This is a genomic window from Vibrio owensii, from assembly GCF_002021755.1.
GTDB classification, from domain to species: Bacteria; Pseudomonadota; Gammaproteobacteria; order Enterobacterales; family Vibrionaceae; genus Vibrio; species Vibrio owensii.
This window is the reverse complement of the sequence record NZ_CP019959.1, coordinates 1,431,216-1,447,573: the sequence shown is the minus strand read 5'-3', so window position 1 is coordinate 1,447,573 and position 16,358 is coordinate 1,431,216. Positions and strand designations below refer to the sequence as shown.

Genomic DNA, 16,358 nt, shown 5'->3' with positions numbered 1-16,358 from the left:
CAACTCTTCAATGGAGATGGATATAGAAGGGGAGCCAAGCTCCCCTAGGTAAATCAAAGTTGGTTGTAAAGTGTCTCGATTTGAGTCACTTCAGCACTGTTTTCTGCAAGACCTGTGTATGTCGCTAGCGTCTTCTTCACACCCACTTCTTTTAATGAGTTTTGTAGCTCTACGGCTTGTGGGTCAGTGTCGTTAGTGTACTTCAACGCAGCGGCAATGCCTTTCAAAAGTGTTTTATTTTCAGTGCCATACTCAATTGTACCGAGTAAAGGCTTCACTAATCTATCGTTTGCACCTAATTTACGAATTGGTTGACGACCTACGCGATCAACCTCATCCACTAAGTATGGGTTGGCAAAGCGTCCTAGAATCTTCTCGATGTAAGCATTGTGCATGTCACGGTCGAAACCGTAACGTTTGATCAGCACTTCACCACTCTCTTGCATCGCCTGTTTTACTTCAGCATGAATGCTTGGGTCTTCAATCGCTTCACGAATGGTGCGATGGCCTTTCAAGCAACCTAGGTAAGCGGTAATGCAGTGACCTGTATTGAGAGTGAACAGCTTGCGTTCTACAAATGCCATTAGGTTGTTGGTTTTTTCCATGCCTGCGATATCAGGGATTTCGCCCTTGAATTGCTGTTCATCCACAATCCATTCGCTAAAGCTTTCTACCGTCACTTCTAGTGGGTCATCGTTCGCCGCTTCTGCTGGTGGCACGATGCGGTCTACCGCTGAATCGACAAAGCCAACCAACTCGTTTGCTTTTGAATGCAATGATTCATCTAAGTGTTTGTACACCTCACCTTTTAGGTGTGTGGTGCCACGAACCATGTTTTCACACGCGATGATGTTCAATGGTTTATCGTTACCTGCTGCAAAGCGTTTAGCAATGCCGGTGGCGATGGTTTTTGCAATGATGTCCAGTACGTTAGGGCCCACTGCTGTTGTTACCAAGTCGGTTTTTACAATGCGGTCGATGACATCTTCACTGGCTGAGTTAACCGCGGTAACGTGAGTTACTGTGTCGATTTGGCATTCAGTACCCACCACTTTTACTTTGTATTCTTGCTTGTGGCTCAGCTGATCGACGAGTGGTGCATCAACGTCTGCAAATGTCACCTCGACTTCTGCGTCTGCTAATAGTTTACCGATGAAGCCACGACCAATGTTACCTGCGCCAAAATGAACTGCGTTTTTCATAATTCTTACCTACCAATGTCTGAAATGTTGACTAAACGAATTTAGGGTGAGGCCAACCGCATAAGGGGTGACAGCTGACCTCGGTTTGCTCAGGAGCAAATAAAAGGGAGTGTTTAAGCCGCTTGCTGGCCGCCAAGGATGTTCAGAATCTCTTCCACATCGTTGGTGCTAGTTAGCTTCTCAATTGCCTCCGGCTCATCGAGCGCGTTTGTAATGGTGGTAATCACCTGGATGTGCTCATCGTTCTTAGCGGCAATGCCGATAACCAGTTTCGCTACATCATCGTCGTCTTCAGTAAATTGGATACCCGATGGGTATTGGCAGATTACAATGCCGGTTTTCTTCACGCGGTCTTTCGCTTCTACCGTACCGTGAGGTACTGCGATAGATTCGCCTAGGTAAGTTGGAACCAACGCTTCACGTTCAAACATCGCGTCTACGTATTCTGGTTCTGCGTAGCCAAGTTCAACCAATTTGTTGCCTGCAAAGCGAATGGCTTCTTCTTTGTTGGCTGCTTTCAAACCTAGGTGAATGTTCTCACGCTGGATTTGGAATACAGATGGCTGTTGTGGCTCAAAGCTGTCGTCGTTCGCCGCCATGACGGACACTTTTACCATCTGGTCGTCATTGGCTGCGGATTGGTTTTGTGCTGCTAGTAGTTTGGTGACTAGCTGGTTGTACATTTCGCTGTCTAGGAAGTTAGTCAATGAAATGTGGTGTGCGTTTGGAGCATGCTTACGTGCACGATCCGTTAAGTCTTTATGAGTAATCACGATATCTGCACTCTCTGGTAAGCTGTTAATGGCAAGGTTGGTTACGTGGATGTTCAGACCTGCGTCTTGAACCTTTTTGCGTAGCATGCTCGCGCCCATTGCACTCGAGCCCATGCCCGCATCACAAGCGACAATGATGCTTTGTACTGTCGCTAGGTCTACGTCACCTTTGCTTTGGCTGTTTACCACCGCATCGTTTTTAGATGCAGATTTCATGTCTTTCATTTGTGATGTTGCTTTCTCTAGTGCTGCTTCATCACCGTCTTCTTCTGTTGACGTTTGTGTCTTCATTAGCAGTGCTGCTACGGCGAATGACACGCCTGTTGCTGCAGCGATAGACGCTAGTACACCAACGATTGAGCCTTTCTGAGTCATCAACAAGATTGCAAAGATTGAACCTGGCGATGCTGGAGAAACGATACCTGCGTTAAAGATAGTTAGAACGAATACGCCAGTCATACCACCTGCGATAGCCGCTAGGATTAGGCGAGGGTTCATTAGGATGTATGGGAAGTAAATCTCGTGGATACCGCCGAAGAAGTGGATGATTGATGCACCACCTGCAGTTTGACGAGCCGTACCTTTACCAAACACCATGTAAGCCAGCAGGATACCTAGACCAGGACCTGGGTTTGCTTCGATTAGGAAGAAGATCGATTGACCTGTCTCAGACGCTTGTTGGATACCCAGTGGAGAGAAGATACCGTGGTTGATCGCGTTGTTTAGGAACAGGATCTTCGCAGGTTCAACGAAGATTGAAGTCAGTGGTAGTAGGTGAGCAGAAACTAGGAAGTTAACGCCTGCCGCCAAGCCACCAGAAAGAATTTTTACGAATGGGCCGATAAAGATGAAAGCAAGGATCGCACATAGCATGCCGATGATGCCCGCAGAGAAGTTGTTAACCAACATCTCGAAGCCACTTTTTACTTTACCATCGATGTAGTTATCGAATTTCTTGATAGCCCAGCCGCCCATTGGGCCGACCATCATTGCACCCATAAACATTGGGATGTCTGTGCCGACAATCACACCCATTGTTGTGATTGCACCGACTACCGCACCACGATCGCCACCAACTAATTTACCACCGGTGTAACCGATAAGTAGTGGCAGCAAGTAGGTAATCATTGGGCCAACCATAGAGGCTAACGTTTCGTTTGGTAGCCATCCAGTTGGGATAAATAGAGCAGTGATAAAGCCCCACGCGATAAACGCGCCGATGTTTGGCATTACCATGTTTGACAGAAAACGACCAAAATTTTGTATCTTGATCTTGGCATCTGGTGATATCATAACAATTCCCCGTTCGATGTTCTGATGAATCTTGTTGTAGTAAACGGTTCGCCAAAACCGTTTGTTTGATTGCTTAGTACCCAATCAATTTACCACACATTTTCCAATTGGAACTGACAACGGGTTTTTCGTGATCTACGCCCGCATTTCTTAGGCTGAGAAACGGTTTTTAAGTGACCAAGTTCAATTTATTAACTTGTAACTTAATAACAAAAAGCCACTTTCAAATCTGTCAATAAAAATCTTAGTGATCAATTCGATCTTCTGACAAATTTAAAATCAAAATACTTTGTGACTTTGATCACTTTTGATTTCTTTTGAAATTCAAATTAAATACCAGTAATGATCAATGTCACATTTTGTGTTGGTTTGGTCTGGATATAAAGTGTGATCTGAGTCGTTTTTGGTGTTTTGTGAAAGTTTGCGACGGGATTGGTGTGATCAATGTCATTGCGACTCTTCGATAGAATGTATTTATAAGAGTCTTTTCGGCGTGCTTCACGAAGTGCTCTTATCTAATTGATAGAAAAGTAAAAGAGAGTCGCTACACTGCTTTTTATTGACTCACAACTCCCTTCTTACTCACTGCCCTTACTTATGGTTGCTATTAGCATGGTAGGTGAGGTATTCATGAGTTTGCTCGCGTCCCATATACCTTGCCAACGTCTTTTCTTGAACATCGCGCAAATCCACCGTAATCAACCCATCTAGCGCGTTATTGAATGCAGGATCGACATTAAAGCACACCAGTTTGCCATTGAGGCTTAAGTACTGACGCAGTAAAACGGGGACACCTTTTCCTTCATCGATTCTGGCAATTACGCGTGATAGTAACTGTAAATCTCCCAGAGCAGTAAGCATGCTGGTGTTCCAGTCACGGTGGTGCTCGGGAAGTGGGTTAGAAGGCGTGACGTACTCTGCGCAATTGTTGTCGTAGTGGTGCAGTGTCATTGATTGAGCCAGCAATTGGCGTGCAGTATCGCTATAGTCGTTGCTAATGCTTACCGGACCAAATAGGTGAGTGTAATCTGGGTTTTGATGCACGAAGGTTGCGATGCCTTTCCACAGCAGCAGCAGCGCGCTCATGCTCTTTTGATATTGCTGCGCAATCACTGAGCGCCCCATTTCGATGGATTTACCCATTTGGTCGATAAAGCGTTGGTCATAGTTAAACAACGTTCGTGAATACAGACCTGCTACACCCCGCTTTTCAATCAGTTGATCAACCAGACCTAAACGATACGCGCCCACCAAGCATTGGTTTTCTCTGTCCCACACAAACAGATGCAGGTAATCATGATCGAAATGGTCAATGTCTATTGCTAGTCCCGTCCCTTCACCAACCTGTCGAAAATTGAGCTCACGTAGGCGACCAATTTCATGCAGTAGGGAAGGGATATTCTGCGACTTCGTGCAGTAGACATCGAACTCACCACTTGTTAGCAGCTTGGACTCTTTTGGTAAGCTGTTCAGCTCTTCAAGCAATTCGCCCACGGGTAACCCTGCCGCTATTGGAGAGAGCCGTTCTGATGAGGAAGAGGGCTTCACCGATTGGATTTCACGATTGAGTAAGTAAGTGTTGAGCCGCAAATAGTTCACCACTTGATCATCGCTAAGTGTGCTGAGCTCTTTGAATTTAATCGCTTGGCCAAAAGATAAATCGATGGTTTGCGCCTGTTTGTTCAGTAGCTCCCGCCCGAGCATTATGGTGCGCAGAAGTGGATGGATTTTCCCTGCCATATAGAAGCGTTTCGAGTTCTGACCACTGATGAACACTGGAACTGTCGTTGCTTTGTTTTTTCGGATTAGGCTGCTTACGCTTCGACTCCACGCTTTATCTTCCAAGCGTTGCTGTTTGGCATCGACTAACTGGGAAACCTCACCGGCAGGAAAGACAAGCAATAAGCCGCCACTTGCGAGGTGTTTATTGGCCGCTCTGAGCGCTTTCATATTCGATTTGACGGCGTCTTTACCTTCAAACACATCAACACCAATAAAGAGCTGATCTAACTCCGGCACGGTTTTAAGGTATTGATTGGCTAGGATTTGGATATCGTCTCTGACCATCAATAGCAGTTCAGCCAAGATCACGCCTTCCACACAACCAAGCGGGTGGTTCGCCACAATGACGGTAGCACCTTGTTTAGGTACTGAGTCGAGTGAACCATGAGCAATGCGATAGTCGATACCTAAGATATCCAGCGTGAAGCGGAGAAAAGTTTTGGTATCGGCATTAACAGGGCGTTGGGCGTAGAACTTATCAAGTTGGTTTAAACCGGTTGCCCATTCAGCAACGTTTTCACCAATGCCAAACGGCGTTTTACGTGGGAGACGAAAAGGGGTCGAACTATCCATATTTACCTCAGCGTACAAGTTGCTGATTGGATAGTAGAAATTACAGATGACAGTTAAGAGGCAAAAGCATGAGCCTTTGGTGACAAACCAATGAAGCTTTATTGACCAAAGGCGTTGAGGCGAGAGTTACTAATGGTAGCGTTAGGTTTTATCCCCTGCGAACATTAAGAAACTCAGCGAGTTCAGTGTTTCACCCAGGCTTTCGAGAGAGCTCAATACCTGTTTGGTTGGCTCGTTGTCTAACAGAATACGCCCATCAAAGCCCTTGCCTTCGCAATGCTCCTCAGTACAAGCAATCGCTGACTCGTCTAGAGCTGCGTTTTCGACAACTTGTTCTTCACTCATCTCTTCAGAGGCAATCTCGTCAGCACTCAAACAAGACGCGGAGACGAGTAGGCCACTGAGCAACACCATCAACTTTGTTTTTAACATGGTAATGAAACTCGAAAATAAAACACTGTTCGATTTTATGCTATTGCGCTTATCATTTCGAGCGATATGACAAAAACTTAGCTTTCAGTCGCTATTTTCCTGCGGTATCTGGGCTATGTTATCTAGATAACAAATTGATTGGTTTAACGAAATTAGGAGGATGAATGGAGCGGATTTCCAATAAGTCATCACTGTGGCTAGGGCTGTGCTTAATCATTGGGTTAGGTGTGTTGGGCTTTTTCATTCAACAGACCGCGGTAAAATACAAAGCCTATGAACGCGTCGTGACGGTAAAAGGCTTATCTGAGCGTGAGTACCCAGCGGATACGGTGATTTGGCCAATTCAGTTTACTGTTGCGAGTAATGATATGCCGACGATGTTTGATGAGATTGATCTGCAAACCAAATTGGTGCTCGACTTTCTGGCTGCTAAAGGGTTGGATGAATCAAACTTTTCTCTTTCCTCTCCTGCTGTAACAGACCGCAAAGCGCAGCAATACGGCAATGAACAGGACATTGAGTATCGTTACTTAGCCAATCGAACGGTGACGGTTTATAGCCAGAATATTGATGTCGTCAGAGCGGCGATCAATGAAATTGGTGAGCTAGGTAAACAGGGCGTTTTGCTTAACCAAGACCCTTATGCTAATCGTGTTGAGTACAGCTTTACTAAGCTCAATGACATCAAGCCAGATATGATTGAGGAAGCGACCAAGAACGCTCGTGAAGTGGCAGAGAAGTTCGCCAAAGATTCGCAAAGCTCGCTTGGTAAAATCAAGCGTGCGACACAAGGCCAGTTCTCTATTTACGATCGTGATAGCAACACGCCATATATTAAGAAAGTACGTGTTGTTTCAACCGTTCAGTATTACTTGTCAGATTAACTCTATTTATTGCTAACCCTGAATAACAGTAGAAGCCAGTCATTTGACTGGCTTTTTTAATGTTCAATTAATTGCATTTTAATTGCCGCTCTTTTTCTGATTTGTGCAAGTGATCTTTTATAAAACTAAGTTCTTATTTGTTTGGCGATGAAGTTGATAAAAGTCAATTCAGAGAAGGAGTTAGAGGCGTAATTTTGACCGCACTGATTAGCTAGAAGGAATTACTAGAATGGCATTTAAACATTACCTCAGAGAGTTACTGGGCTTGACCATCGTGGTCTCTGTGGTGTTCGGGGTTTTGAGTATCTTATTGGATTTCTGCGCCCTTGCGGCACTGTGCGAGCATCAAGAAAATATCGCGCATATCTTCTTCCACGAATCGTTTTACTTCGTCGCGTTTCTGATCCCGCCTTATTTCTTGTGGAAAGTCATTAATCGCCCTGACTTAGTCGCAGCGACAGAGGATTACCAAGTCAGCAAGCTTGAGTTAGAGCGCCCTTAGCTCTAAACAAACCTCAGTTCTAAACTACCTCTAAAGTTAGTGTTGAGTCGTATTGGATGGAATCTCTGTCTTCCAGATACAACAAAGGCCCGTAGATTTCTCTACGAGCCTTCTGAATTTGGTGGCCCCTCCCAGACTTGAACTGGGGACCAATCGATTATGAGTCGACTGCTCTAACCACTGAGCTAAGGGGCCTTAATAGGTCAACGATTATAGGGGAAGCGTTGCAAGGTGTCTAGCCACTAGGTAGGGCAATTGCGCTTAGTTTTTATTCACTTAGCTTCACGGATAATAAAAAAGGTGACCGTTGGTCACCTTTTTTGATTTTAATCGCTTCGATTACTCGTCTAGGAAGCTGCGCAGTGTTTCTGAGCGGCTTGGGTGACGTAGTTTACGTAGTGCTTTCGCTTCGATCTGACGGATACGTTCACGGGTAACGTCGAACTGCTTACCAACTTCTTCTAGAGTGTGGTCAGTGTTCATGTCGATACCAAAGCGCATACGAAGAACTTTTGCTTCACGTGGCGTTAGGCCTGCAAGTACGTCTTTTGTTGCCATTTTCAGGCTTGTCGCAGTTGCAGAATCTAGCGGTAGTTCTAGCGTAGTATCTTCGATGAAATCACCTAGATGCGAATCTTCGTCGTCACCGATTGGTGTCTCCATAGAGATTGGCTCTTTAGCGATTTTCAGTACTTTACGAATCTTGTCTTCTGGCATCTGCATGCGCTCTGCCAGTTCTTCCGGTAGCGGCTCACGACCCATCTCTTGCAGCATTTGGCGAGAGATACGGTTTAGCTTGTTGATCGTTTCGATCATGTGTACCGGAATACGAATTGTACGTGCTTGGTCCGCGATTGAACGAGTGATTGCCTGACGGATCCACCACGTTGCGTAAGTCGAGAACTTGTAACCACGACGGTATTCGAACTTATCTACCGCTTTCATCAGACCGATGTTACCTTCTTGGATTAGATCCAAGAACTGTAGACCACGGTTGGTGTATTTCTTCGCGATAGAAATTACTAGACGTAAGTTCGCTTCAACCATCTCTTTCTTCGCACGGCGAGCTTTTGCTTCACCGATAGACATGCGACGGCTGATGTCTTTAATGTTTTGAACGTTTAGAGAAGTCTCTTCTTCAATCATTTTTAGTTTAGTGATTGAACGACGGATTTCTTCTTCGCTACGTTTGATTTTTTCAGCGTATGGCTTGTCAGATGATAGGATTTCATCCAACCATGCTTCGCTTGATTCGTTGCCTGTGAACAGTGCAATGAATGATTTCTTCGGCATTTTGCCGTATTCAACAGCAGCTTTCATGATCAAACGTTCTTGAGTACGAACGCGATCCATCGCCGTGCGCAGTTCATTCACTAGGTGATCAAACTGTTTTGGCGTTAGACGGAATTCTTTGAATACGTCTAGCATCAACTCGTTAGCTACTGTTGCTTTCGGGCTCTCGTAACCGTGCTCGTTGATTGCAAGCTGAAGGTTTTGGTACGTGCTGCGTAGCTGGTTGAATTTCTCAAGCGCTAGCTCTGGGTCGATACCAACATCTTCTTCAGCATCATCTGAATCGTCATCGCTTTCTTCGTCTTCATCAACGTCTTCTTCGTCTTCTTCTTCTAGCTGAGATTCAGTCAGTTCAGAACCGATGTGCGTTGCTGTTGGTGCAGCTGTGTCGTCTGCATCAGGGTCAACAAATCCAGAGATTAGGTCTGTTAGACGAAGTTCTTCTGCTTGAACTTTGTCAAATTGCTCAAGAATGTATGGGATAGTGCCAGGGTATTCAGCAACAGACGATTGAACTTGGTTAATACCTTCTTCAATACGTTTTGCGATGTCGATTTCGCCTTCGCGAGTCAGCAGCTCTACAGTACCCATTTCACGCATGTACATACGTACTGGGTCTGTTGTACGACCAATTTCACTTTCTACGCTAGAAAGTGCTGCTGCTGCAGCTTCTGCTGCATCTTCATCGGTAATGTTTGTGTCATCGTTCAGTGCTAGATCATCGGCATCAGGGGCAGTTTCTACTACCTTGATACCCATATCGTTGATCATCTGAATGATGTCTTCTACCTGTTCTGAATCTACGATTTCAGCAGGCAGGTGGTCATTTACTTCGGCGTAGGTCAGATAGCCTTGTTCCTTGCCTTTGATAACAAGTAACTTTAGCTGTGACTGCGGATTTTGATCCATAGACGGTATCCAACTTCGTAATCTGGTGAAGGAATTAGTATGCGAAATGCAAACCACTTACTATAGCAAATTTAATTGTTGCTGACTAATTAATCAGGGTTACGCTTTTAAATCTAGCATTAAAGCTAGCAGCTCCCTTTTCTCTTCGGCTGATAAACCGACACTTCTTGCTTTGGCCTGCAGGTTTTCAATTTGCTTTTCTACGCACTGGGCAATAATTTTATCCAGTGAGTCTAAAAATATTTCTTCTAGGTTGTCTTCTACGAGGGGAATATCCCAGCTCGCTAGACGAGACAGAAGGGTCTCATTTTGGCTATTTCGCCAATGCTCTAATAATTGGCCTGTGTTGATATGGGGATGTGCCTGACATTTATCAAGTACATCAACAAATAAACTTAGTCCTGGTATTGATAAATCTCTTACCGAAGACAAATCAGGTACCATTTGAGCATAGCTCGGATTTTGAATAAGTAGAGCGATTACCTCGCGCATTGGAGTTCGTTTGATCTCTTTGTGCGGCTGAGGTCGAGTTTCGCTCGTCTTCTTACGCGGCTGGCGTAAGCGGTTATCAAAGCCCGTGCGTTCATCAAGCAGCTTTTCGAGTAACTCCTGAAAGTAGGGATCAGGTATTTTGTCGATTAAGGCACTCGCGTAGGCACGCAGTGCGGATTTACCTTCATTGTTGCCCAAGTTGATTTGGTGCAATTCAATCAGGTTATCGAAAAGATAGCTCGAAAGCGGTGTCGCTTGTTCAATTTGTTGTTCGAAGGCTTGTTTGCCGTATTTACGAACGTAGCTGTCCGGGTCTTCACCATCAGGCAAGAACAGGAACTTCAATGTGTTACCTGTTTTTAGGTATTGAAGTGCGTTCTCTAATGCGCGCCATGCGGCTTCTTTACCTGCTCGGTCGCCATCATAACAACACACTACGGTGTTGGTTTGTCGGAACAGCATTTGAATGTGGTCACCGGTCGTTGACGTGCCCAATGAAGCGACAGAGTAATCTACGCCATATTGCGCCAAAGCCACCACATCCATGTAACCTTCAACCACTAAAATTCGTGGTGGTTCACGATATGCTTGTAAAACTTCATAAAGGCCGTAAAGCTCTTTACCCTTATGGAAGATAGGCGTTTCTGGTGAGTTTAAGTATTTCGGAGTGCCGTCGCCAAGAACGCGACCACCAAATCCAATCACTCGACCACGACGATCACGAATCGGAAACATGATACGACCACGGAAGCGGTCATAGCGGTTACCTTTGTCGTTCTCGATCAACATGCCACCAGTTACAAGCATGTCTTGGTTGTCTTTGTTCTGGCCGAAGTTCTTACGGACTAAATCCCATTCATCTGCCACATAGCCAATGCCAAACTTCTGTACGATTTCGCCAGATAGACCGCGATCTTTCAGGTACTCAATCGCCACTTTGCTTGCTGGCTGCTTGAGTTGGTTACGATAGAACTGAGCAATGCTGCCCATCAAATCGTAAAGACTGCGTTTTTCACTGCTGCTTGCTTGAGGGCCAGATTTAAACTGACCACCGCCACCACTGCGCTGTTCGCGTGGAACATCCAAACCAAGGTAAGACGCCAGTTCTTCAATCGCTTCGACAAACTCTAAACGTTCGAACTCCATAATGAAGTCGATGGCATTGCCGTGCGCGCCACAACCAAAGCAGTGATAAAACTGTTTTTCTTGGCTAACACTGAAAGAAGGGGTCTTTTCGTTATGGAAAGGGCAGCAAGCACCGTAGTTTTTGCCTTTTTTCTTAAGTTTTACGCGCGCGTCGATGATATCGACAATATCGAGTCGAGCTAGGAGGTCATCAATAAAACTGCGAGGGATGTGTCCAGCCATAAAACCTAACAAAAAAAGAAAATCATGATTGGTGTGAATGGGTTACAGAGAAAAGCATGTGTACGGCTTTTTGTTATTCCATTCTGCCAGATACAAACAAGCCGTGCGTTCCAAAGGATAGCACGGCTTGCTGCAATTGGGTGGGGTATTAAGCCAATTTAGCGCGAACTAGACCGCTTACTTTACCCATATCTGCACGCCCTTGAATTTGCGGTTTCAGAACGCCCATTACTTTGCCCATGTCTTGCATGCCAGCTGCACCAGATTCCGCAATTGCATTCTCGATAAGAGTAGCAACTTCTTCGTCTGTCAGTGGTTGAGGCATAAAGTCCTCAAGAACCGTAATTTCAGCTTGTTCCGCATCAGCTAGATCTTGACGACCCGCTGCTTCAAATTGCGTTACAGAGTCGCGACGTTGTTTAACCATCTTAGTCAATACAGCAAGAATGTCGTCGTCGCCCAGAGTAATCTGTTCGTCAACTTCACGTTGCTTAATTGCTGATAGAGCTAAACGAATAGTACCAAGGCGCAATTTGTCCTTGGCTTTCATCGCTAATTTTTGCTCTTCTTTGAGTTTATCAATCAGAGCCATAACTAAATTCCTTTCCGGAGCTCAGTTATTAGTACAGGCGAACGCGACGAGCGTTTTCGCGAGCAAGCTTCTTAGCGTGACGCTTTTGAGCTGCTGCTTTAGCGCGTTTGCGAACTGTAGTTGGTTTTTCGTAGTGCTCACGACGACGCACTTCAGAAAGGATACCTGCTTTTTCGCAAGAGCGCTTGAAACGACGTAGAGCAACGTCGAACGGTTCGTTTTCACGTACTTTAACTACTGGCATATGCCTTTCACCTCAGGGGTTATTCGTTAACGCTGGATTTCAGTAAACCAAATCACAATTGTTTGGTCTATTACCAGCTTGATCAAAAATGGTGCGGAATTTTAATCCGATCACATAAGCTTTGTAAAGCCTTTTATCGCTTATTGTCTGTACAAAATTTGTTTGAAGCACCAAGGCAAGGTAATATGACGCCCAAATTTCCTCTATATAGAAAGCCCACTGAGAAAACCATGCGCATTATCGGTATTGAAACCTCATGTGACGAGACTGGCATCGCGATTTACGACGATGAAAAAGGTCTGCTATCACACCAGCTTTACAGCCAAGTAAAACTTCACGCGGATTACGGTGGCGTGGTGCCTGAGTTGGCTTCACGTGACCACGTTAAGAAAACCATTCCTCTCATTAAAGAGGCGTTAAAGGAAGCAAACCTAACCCCAAAAGACATTGATGGTGTGGCGTACACGGCAGGCCCTGGTCTTGTTGGTGCTTTGCTTGTTGGTGCAACGATTGGTCGCAGTATCGCTTACGCTTGGGGCGTACCTGCGGTACCTGTTCACCATATGGAAGGTCATCTTCTTGCGCCTATGTTGGAAGATAATCCACCACCGTTCCCGTTTGTTGCGGTATTGGTATCAGGTGGTCACTCAATGATGGTGGAAGTGAAAGGCATCGGCGAGTACAAAATCCTAGGCGAATCGATTGATGACGCAGCGGGTGAAGCGTTCGATAAAACCGCCAAGCTAATGGGCTTGGATTACCCAGGTGGTCCACTGCTGTCTAAACTGGCAGAAAAAGGCACACCGGGTCGCTTTAAGTTCCCACGTCCAATGACCAACGTGCCAGGTTTGGACATGAGCTTCTCTGGTCTAAAGACTTTTACTGCTAATACTATTGCGGCAAACGGTGATGACGAGCAAACACGTGCGGACATCGCTTTAGCATTCGAAGAAGCCGTGTGTGCAACACTCGCAATCAAATGTAAGCGTGCACTAGAGCAAACAGGCATGAAGCGCATCGTTATTGCTGGCGGTGTAAGTGCTAACCGTCGTCTGCGTGCTGAGCTTGAGAAGCTGGCGAAGAAAGTCGGTGGTGAAGTTTACTACCCACGCACGGAATTTTGTACCGACAACGGTGCGATGATCGCCTACGCTGGTATGCAGCGCCTGAAGAATGGCGAAGTGTCAGACATGGCCGTGGAAGCGCGCCCACGTTGGCCAATCGACCAACTGACGCCAATCGCGTAAGCAAACTTCTGCTGAAGGTTTGAAATAGATTCACGACAATAAAGGTCTCTGCTCATCAGAGGCCTTTATTTTTAGCTAACGAATTGAAAGGCTTCGTGTAATTAATGTGAAAGTCTGACTGATGCGAGCAGTTCTATATTGTTTTGGTGATAGGATGATGCGCAAGAATAAGAAATGGATATAACAATGAATAAGTTTGAAATTGAAGGCCAAGAACTTGCTTACTTAGATAAGGGCGAAGGTCCTGTGCTTCTGTTTGGTCACAGCTACCTTTGGGATTGCCAAATGTGGGCTCCACAAATTGAAGTGTTGAGCCAATCGTACCGTTGTATTGTGCCAGACCTTTGGGGGCATGGTGAGTCAGGTTCTGCGCCAGCTTCAACCCGTTCTTTGGTGGATTACGCTCAGCACATGCTGGCATTGATGGATCATTTGGAGATCGAACAATTCTCTATTGTTGGTTTGTCGGTCGGTGGCATGTGGGGGGCAGAGCTGACTTCTCAAGCGCCACAGCGTGTGAAGTCATTGGTGTTGATGGATACCTTCATTGGGCTCGAGCCTGAAGTGACGCACAAGAAGTACTTTGCGATGTTAGATACCATCAGCCAAGTGCAAGCCGTGCCCGCGCCAATTGTTGAGGCCGTCACTCCGCTGTTTTTTGCCAATAATGCTGAGCAAGTAAACCCTGAGTTAGTCGCTTCATTCAAACAAAGTCTGGAAGCTCTACAAGGTGAGCGTGCAGTCGAAGTTGCTCGCATTGGACGCATGGTGTTTGGCCGTCGTGATGTGATTGAAGATTCTGAGATGTTCGCACTGCCAACGTTGATTGCGGTTGGTCGTGAGGATAAGCCACGTCCAGTGTTTGAATCTTACTTAATGAATGATTGCATTACGGGCAGTGAGTTAGTTGAGATTCCTGAAGCGGGACATATCAGCTCTTTAGAACAGCCAGAGTTCGTTAACCAAATGCTGTTGAATTTCCTCAATAAAGCACATGCATAAAATCTTGTACAGCATGATTCAAATACAAAAAACTCGGCATCAAGCCGAGTTTTTTTCTATCAGTTTCTTCTCGCCAATCTTAGGCTCTTCACCAGACAGTAAGCGGCGGATGTTTTGATGGTGCTTAAATACGATTAAACAACACAACATGGCTACAGGCAGAGTGTATTGGGGTTTGAACATCCAAGTATAAAAAGGAGTAACTAGGACCGTCACCAATGCAGCCAAGGAAGAGTAGCGGAATAAAGCCGCAACAGAGAGCCAAGTGAGCATCACCAGTCCAGTTAAATCCAAACCAATAGGTGCAATTGCGCCCAGTGCCGTTGCAACACCTTTGCCACCTTTAAAGTGAAAGAAGATCGGATACATATGCCCAAGACAGGCCGCGATGGCGATAACACCAAGGATTATTGGGTCGATACCAAGGAAGTAGCCACCCCAAACTGGAATGGTGCCTTTGAGCATATCGCAAAGCAATACGGCAATCGCAGCCCCTTTACCACCAATACGTAATACATTGGTGGCGCCTGGATTATTCGAGCCAACTTTGCGTGGATCTGGCAATCTCAGCAAACGACAAATTAGAACCGCACTGGAGATCGAACCCAGCAAATAGGCGGCCATTGTCATTATTAGTGCCAGTGCGTCCATAGAAGTCCTTGATGGATTGGAATTTAATGCTCAGTTCCTGAGTAATTGCTATCATACCGCGATTCGGCTGTGAGCAAAAATACTCTCTGCGATAGAGCTTGCATTATGGGATTTCTTGTATATAAAGAGTCTTCGCAGTTTATACCCAAGCGACTTTTTGCCACCAATTGACGTGGTTAAAGGCCGTAGCAGGTTGCTTGGGTATAGAATAGTACGATCAAAATGCCCAAATCGGGTATCCGACCTCTGTAATAGAAGGACATAAGATGGCTCTGGATAAAGTTTTTATTGAACAGTTAGAAGTGATCACCACCATCGGCGTTTACGATTGGGAACAGCAAATCAAGCAGAAGCTGGTTCTGGACATCGAAATGGCGCACGACAACAAGCCGGCGGGCAAGAGTGATGATGTTCAAGATGCGTTGGATTACTCACAAGTGAGCGAAGCGGTGTTGAATCACATCGAAAATGGTCGCTTCTTGTTGGTCGAACGCGTGGCAGAAGAAGTCGCAGAGCTTATCATGCAACGTTTCTCTGTTCCTTGGGTGAAGATCCGTTTAGCAAAACCAGGTGCTGTACCTCAAGCACGCGCTGTTGGCGTTGTGATTGAGCGAGGTCAGGCATGATCAAAACGTATATCGGTGTAGGGACCAATATTGATCGAGAACATCACGCACTTGTGGCTTATCAAGAGCTGCAAAAGCTTGGATGTGATCTGAGTGTTTCGCCGATATACGAATGCGAGCCAATCGGCTTTAGCAGTCAAAACTTCTACAACTTCGTGATTAGTTTTTCCACGGAGTTATCACTCGAAGAGTTGAGTCACCGCTTACGCGAGATTGAATTTCAGTGGGGGCGTGAAGAAAACGCGCAGAAGTATCAGGATCGAACTTTAGATCTCGATATAGTCTTGTTTGGTGAGTGTATTTCGCAGCAAAAACCTGAGCTACCTCGCAGTGATATCTACAAATATCCTTTTGTAACAAAGCCCCTGTATGATCTCGAACCTCAATTGGTGATCCCCGGCGATGGAAGAACAATCGCAGATATTTGGCAGGTGATGCAGCCTGTCGATTCACTCAAACCAGTTTCTTTTTCACTTTGATCTGAGTTGTTTAC

General features: G+C 45.6%; 15 protein-coding genes and 1 tRNA gene. 6 read left to right on the top strand and 10 right to left on the bottom strand.

Features of this window, described 5'->3' with window-relative positions; genetic code table 11:
• Nucleotides 1–53: 53 nt before the first annotated feature.
• The 4 genes from A9237_RS06410 to A9237_RS06395 all read right to left on the bottom strand — a co-directional run bounded on the left by A9237_RS06410 (nucleotide 54) and on the right by A9237_RS06395 (nucleotide 6,055).
• Nucleotides 54–1,202 (bottom strand): mannitol-1-phosphate 5-dehydrogenase, encoded by a 1,149-nt coding sequence (locus A9237_RS06410; RefSeq protein WP_078607868.1) that lies wholly within the window; start codon nucleotides 1,200–1,202, stop codon nucleotides 54–56.
• Between the two features lie 113 nt (nucleotides 1,203–1,315).
• Entirely contained in the window at nucleotides 1,316–3,268 is a 1,953-nt protein-coding gene (locus A9237_RS06405) for a PTS mannitol transporter subunit IICBA (RefSeq protein WP_045416427.1), read from the bottom strand.
• Between the two features lie 591 nt (nucleotides 3,269–3,859).
• Nucleotides 3,860–5,623: a lysophospholipid acyltransferase family protein gene (locus A9237_RS06400; protein WP_078607867.1), complete on the bottom strand. Its 1,764-nt coding sequence runs from the start codon at nucleotides 5,621–5,623 to the stop codon at nucleotides 3,860–3,862.
• A 141-nt stretch (nucleotides 5,624–5,764) separates the two neighbouring features.
• The gene (locus A9237_RS06395) at nucleotides 5,765–6,055 is read right to left on the bottom strand and encodes a hypothetical protein (RefSeq protein WP_078607866.1); all 291 of its coding nucleotides are present in this window, start codon (nucleotides 6,053–6,055) and stop codon (nucleotides 5,765–5,767) included.
• A 164-nt stretch (nucleotides 6,056–6,219) separates the two neighbouring features.
• Here A9237_RS06395 and A9237_RS06390 point away from each other — a divergent pair, with 164 nt between their 5' ends.
• Entirely contained in the window at nucleotides 6,220–6,939 is a 720-nt protein-coding gene (locus A9237_RS06390; RefSeq protein ID WP_078607865.1) for an SIMPL domain-containing protein, read from the top strand.
• 229 nt (nucleotides 6,940–7,168) lie between these two features.
• Nucleotides 7,169–7,441 (top strand): hypothetical protein, encoded by a 273-nt coding sequence (locus A9237_RS06385; RefSeq protein ID WP_005436028.1) that lies wholly within the window; start codon nucleotides 7,169–7,171, stop codon nucleotides 7,439–7,441.
• Nucleotides 7,442–7,560: 119 nt separating this feature from the next.
• Here A9237_RS06385 and A9237_RS06380 read toward each other — a convergent pair.
• The 5 genes from A9237_RS06380 to rpsU all read right to left on the bottom strand — a co-directional run bounded on the left by A9237_RS06380 (nucleotide 7,561) and on the right by rpsU (nucleotide 12,339).
• Nucleotides 7,561–7,636: transfer RNA gene (locus A9237_RS06380), tRNA-Ile, on the bottom strand.
• Between the two features lie 144 nt (nucleotides 7,637–7,780).
• The gene (gene rpoD / locus A9237_RS06375) at nucleotides 7,781–9,643 is read right to left on the bottom strand and encodes an RNA polymerase sigma factor RpoD (RefSeq protein WP_041057641.1); all 1,863 of its coding nucleotides are present in this window, start codon (nucleotides 9,641–9,643) and stop codon (nucleotides 7,781–7,783) included.
• 99 nt (nucleotides 9,644–9,742) lie between these two features.
• Entirely contained in the window at nucleotides 9,743–11,503 is a 1,761-nt protein-coding gene (dnaG, locus tag A9237_RS06370) for a DNA primase (protein WP_005436030.1), read from the bottom strand.
• Between the two features lie 148 nt (nucleotides 11,504–11,651).
• The gene (locus A9237_RS06365) at nucleotides 11,652–12,095 is read right to left on the bottom strand and encodes a GatB/YqeY domain-containing protein (RefSeq protein WP_005436031.1); all 444 of its coding nucleotides are present in this window, start codon (nucleotides 12,093–12,095) and stop codon (nucleotides 11,652–11,654) included.
• Between the two features lie 28 nt (nucleotides 12,096–12,123).
• On the bottom strand, nucleotides 12,124–12,339 hold the full coding sequence (gene rpsU / locus A9237_RS06360; RefSeq protein ID WP_001145625.1) for a 30S ribosomal protein S21: 216 nt from the start codon (nucleotides 12,337–12,339) through the stop codon (nucleotides 12,124–12,126).
• Between the two features lie 230 nt (nucleotides 12,340–12,569).
• On the opposite strand from rpsU, the gene tsaD reads away from it, so the two are divergent.
• Together tsaD and A9237_RS06350 are read left to right on the top strand one after the other, a co-directional pair.
• Complete coding sequence (gene tsaD, locus A9237_RS06355; RefSeq protein WP_009707767.1) at nucleotides 12,570–13,586, top strand: tRNA (adenosine(37)-N6)-threonylcarbamoyltransferase complex transferase subunit TsaD; 1,017 nt, start codon at nucleotides 12,570–12,572, stop codon at nucleotides 13,584–13,586.
• Nucleotides 13,587–13,772: 186 nt separating this feature from the next.
• A complete protein-coding gene (locus A9237_RS06350) occupies nucleotides 13,773–14,588 on the top strand; it encodes an alpha/beta fold hydrolase (protein ID WP_078607864.1) in 816 nt (271 codons plus the stop codon).
• A gap of 39 nt (nucleotides 14,589–14,627) precedes the next feature.
• Here the strand turns inward: A9237_RS06350 and plsY are convergent, their stop codons facing one another.
• Nucleotides 14,628–15,239, bottom strand: coding sequence for a glycerol-3-phosphate 1-O-acyltransferase PlsY (gene plsY / locus A9237_RS06345; RefSeq protein WP_009707765.1), 612 nt, complete (start codon nucleotides 15,237–15,239; stop codon nucleotides 14,628–14,630).
• Between the two features lie 266 nt (nucleotides 15,240–15,505).
• Between plsY and folB the strand changes: the two genes are divergently transcribed.
• Together folB and folK are read left to right on the top strand one after the other, a co-directional pair.
• Nucleotides 15,506–15,865 carry a bifunctional dihydroneopterin aldolase/7,8-dihydroneopterin epimerase gene (gene folB / locus A9237_RS06340; RefSeq protein WP_005436044.1) on the top strand — a complete coding sequence of 120 codons (360 nt, stop codon included), beginning with the start codon at nucleotides 15,506–15,508 and terminating at the stop codon, nucleotides 15,863–15,865.
• The gene (folK, locus tag A9237_RS06335; RefSeq protein ID WP_039841437.1) at nucleotides 15,862–16,344 is read left to right on the top strand and encodes a 2-amino-4-hydroxy-6-hydroxymethyldihydropteridine diphosphokinase; all 483 of its coding nucleotides are present in this window, start codon (nucleotides 15,862–15,864) and stop codon (nucleotides 16,342–16,344) included. Before folB ends, folK begins: the two co-directional genes overlap by 4 nt.
• Nucleotides 16,345–16,358 lie beyond the last annotated feature (14 nt).

What these genes read in the sequence shown, in the direction of transcription:
- rpsU (WP_001145625.1), bottom strand. Translation starts at nt 12,339, where the DNA reads ATGCCAGTAGTTAAAGTACGTGAAAACGAACCGTTCGACGTTGCTCTA.
- A9237_RS06365 (WP_005436031.1), bottom strand. Translation starts at nt 12,095, where the DNA reads ATGGCTCTGATTGATAAACTCAAAGAAGAGCAAAAATTAGCGATGAAA.
- rpoD (WP_041057641.1), bottom strand. Translation starts at nt 9,643, where the DNA reads ATGGATCAAAATCCGCAGTCACAGCTAAAGTTACTTGTTATCAAAGGC.
- A9237_RS06405 (WP_045416427.1), bottom strand. Translation starts at nt 3,268, where the DNA reads ATGATATCACCAGATGCCAAGATCAAGATACAAAATTTTGGTCGTTTT.
- A9237_RS06390 (WP_078607865.1), top strand. Translation starts at nt 6,220, where the DNA reads ATGGAGCGGATTTCCAATAAGTCATCACTGTGGCTAGGGCTGTGCTTA.
- A9237_RS06385 (WP_005436028.1), top strand. Translation starts at nt 7,169, where the DNA reads ATGGCATTTAAACATTACCTCAGAGAGTTACTGGGCTTGACCATCGTG.
- A9237_RS06410 (WP_078607868.1), bottom strand. Translation starts at nt 1,202, where the DNA reads ATGAAAAACGCAGTTCATTTTGGCGCAGGTAACATTGGTCGTGGCTTC.
- A9237_RS06400 (WP_078607867.1), bottom strand. Translation starts at nt 5,623, where the DNA reads ATGGATAGTTCGACCCCTTTTCGTCTCCCACGTAAAACGCCGTTTGGC.
- A9237_RS06350 (WP_078607864.1), top strand. Translation starts at nt 13,773, where the DNA reads ATGAATAAGTTTGAAATTGAAGGCCAAGAACTTGCTTACTTAGATAAG.
- folK (WP_039841437.1), top strand. Translation starts at nt 15,862, where the DNA reads ATGATCAAAACGTATATCGGTGTAGGGACCAATATTGATCGAGAACAT.
- tsaD (WP_009707767.1), top strand. Translation starts at nt 12,570, where the DNA reads ATGCGCATTATCGGTATTGAAACCTCATGTGACGAGACTGGCATCGCG.
- plsY (WP_009707765.1), bottom strand. Translation starts at nt 15,239, where the DNA reads ATGGACGCACTGGCACTAATAATGACAATGGCCGCCTATTTGCTGGGT.
- A9237_RS06395 (WP_078607866.1), bottom strand. Translation starts at nt 6,055, where the DNA reads ATGTTAAAAACAAAGTTGATGGTGTTGCTCAGTGGCCTACTCGTCTCC.
- folB (WP_005436044.1), top strand. Translation starts at nt 15,506, where the DNA reads ATGGCTCTGGATAAAGTTTTTATTGAACAGTTAGAAGTGATCACCACC.
- dnaG (WP_005436030.1), bottom strand. Translation starts at nt 11,503, where the DNA reads ATGGCTGGACACATCCCTCGCAGTTTTATTGATGACCTCCTAGCTCGA.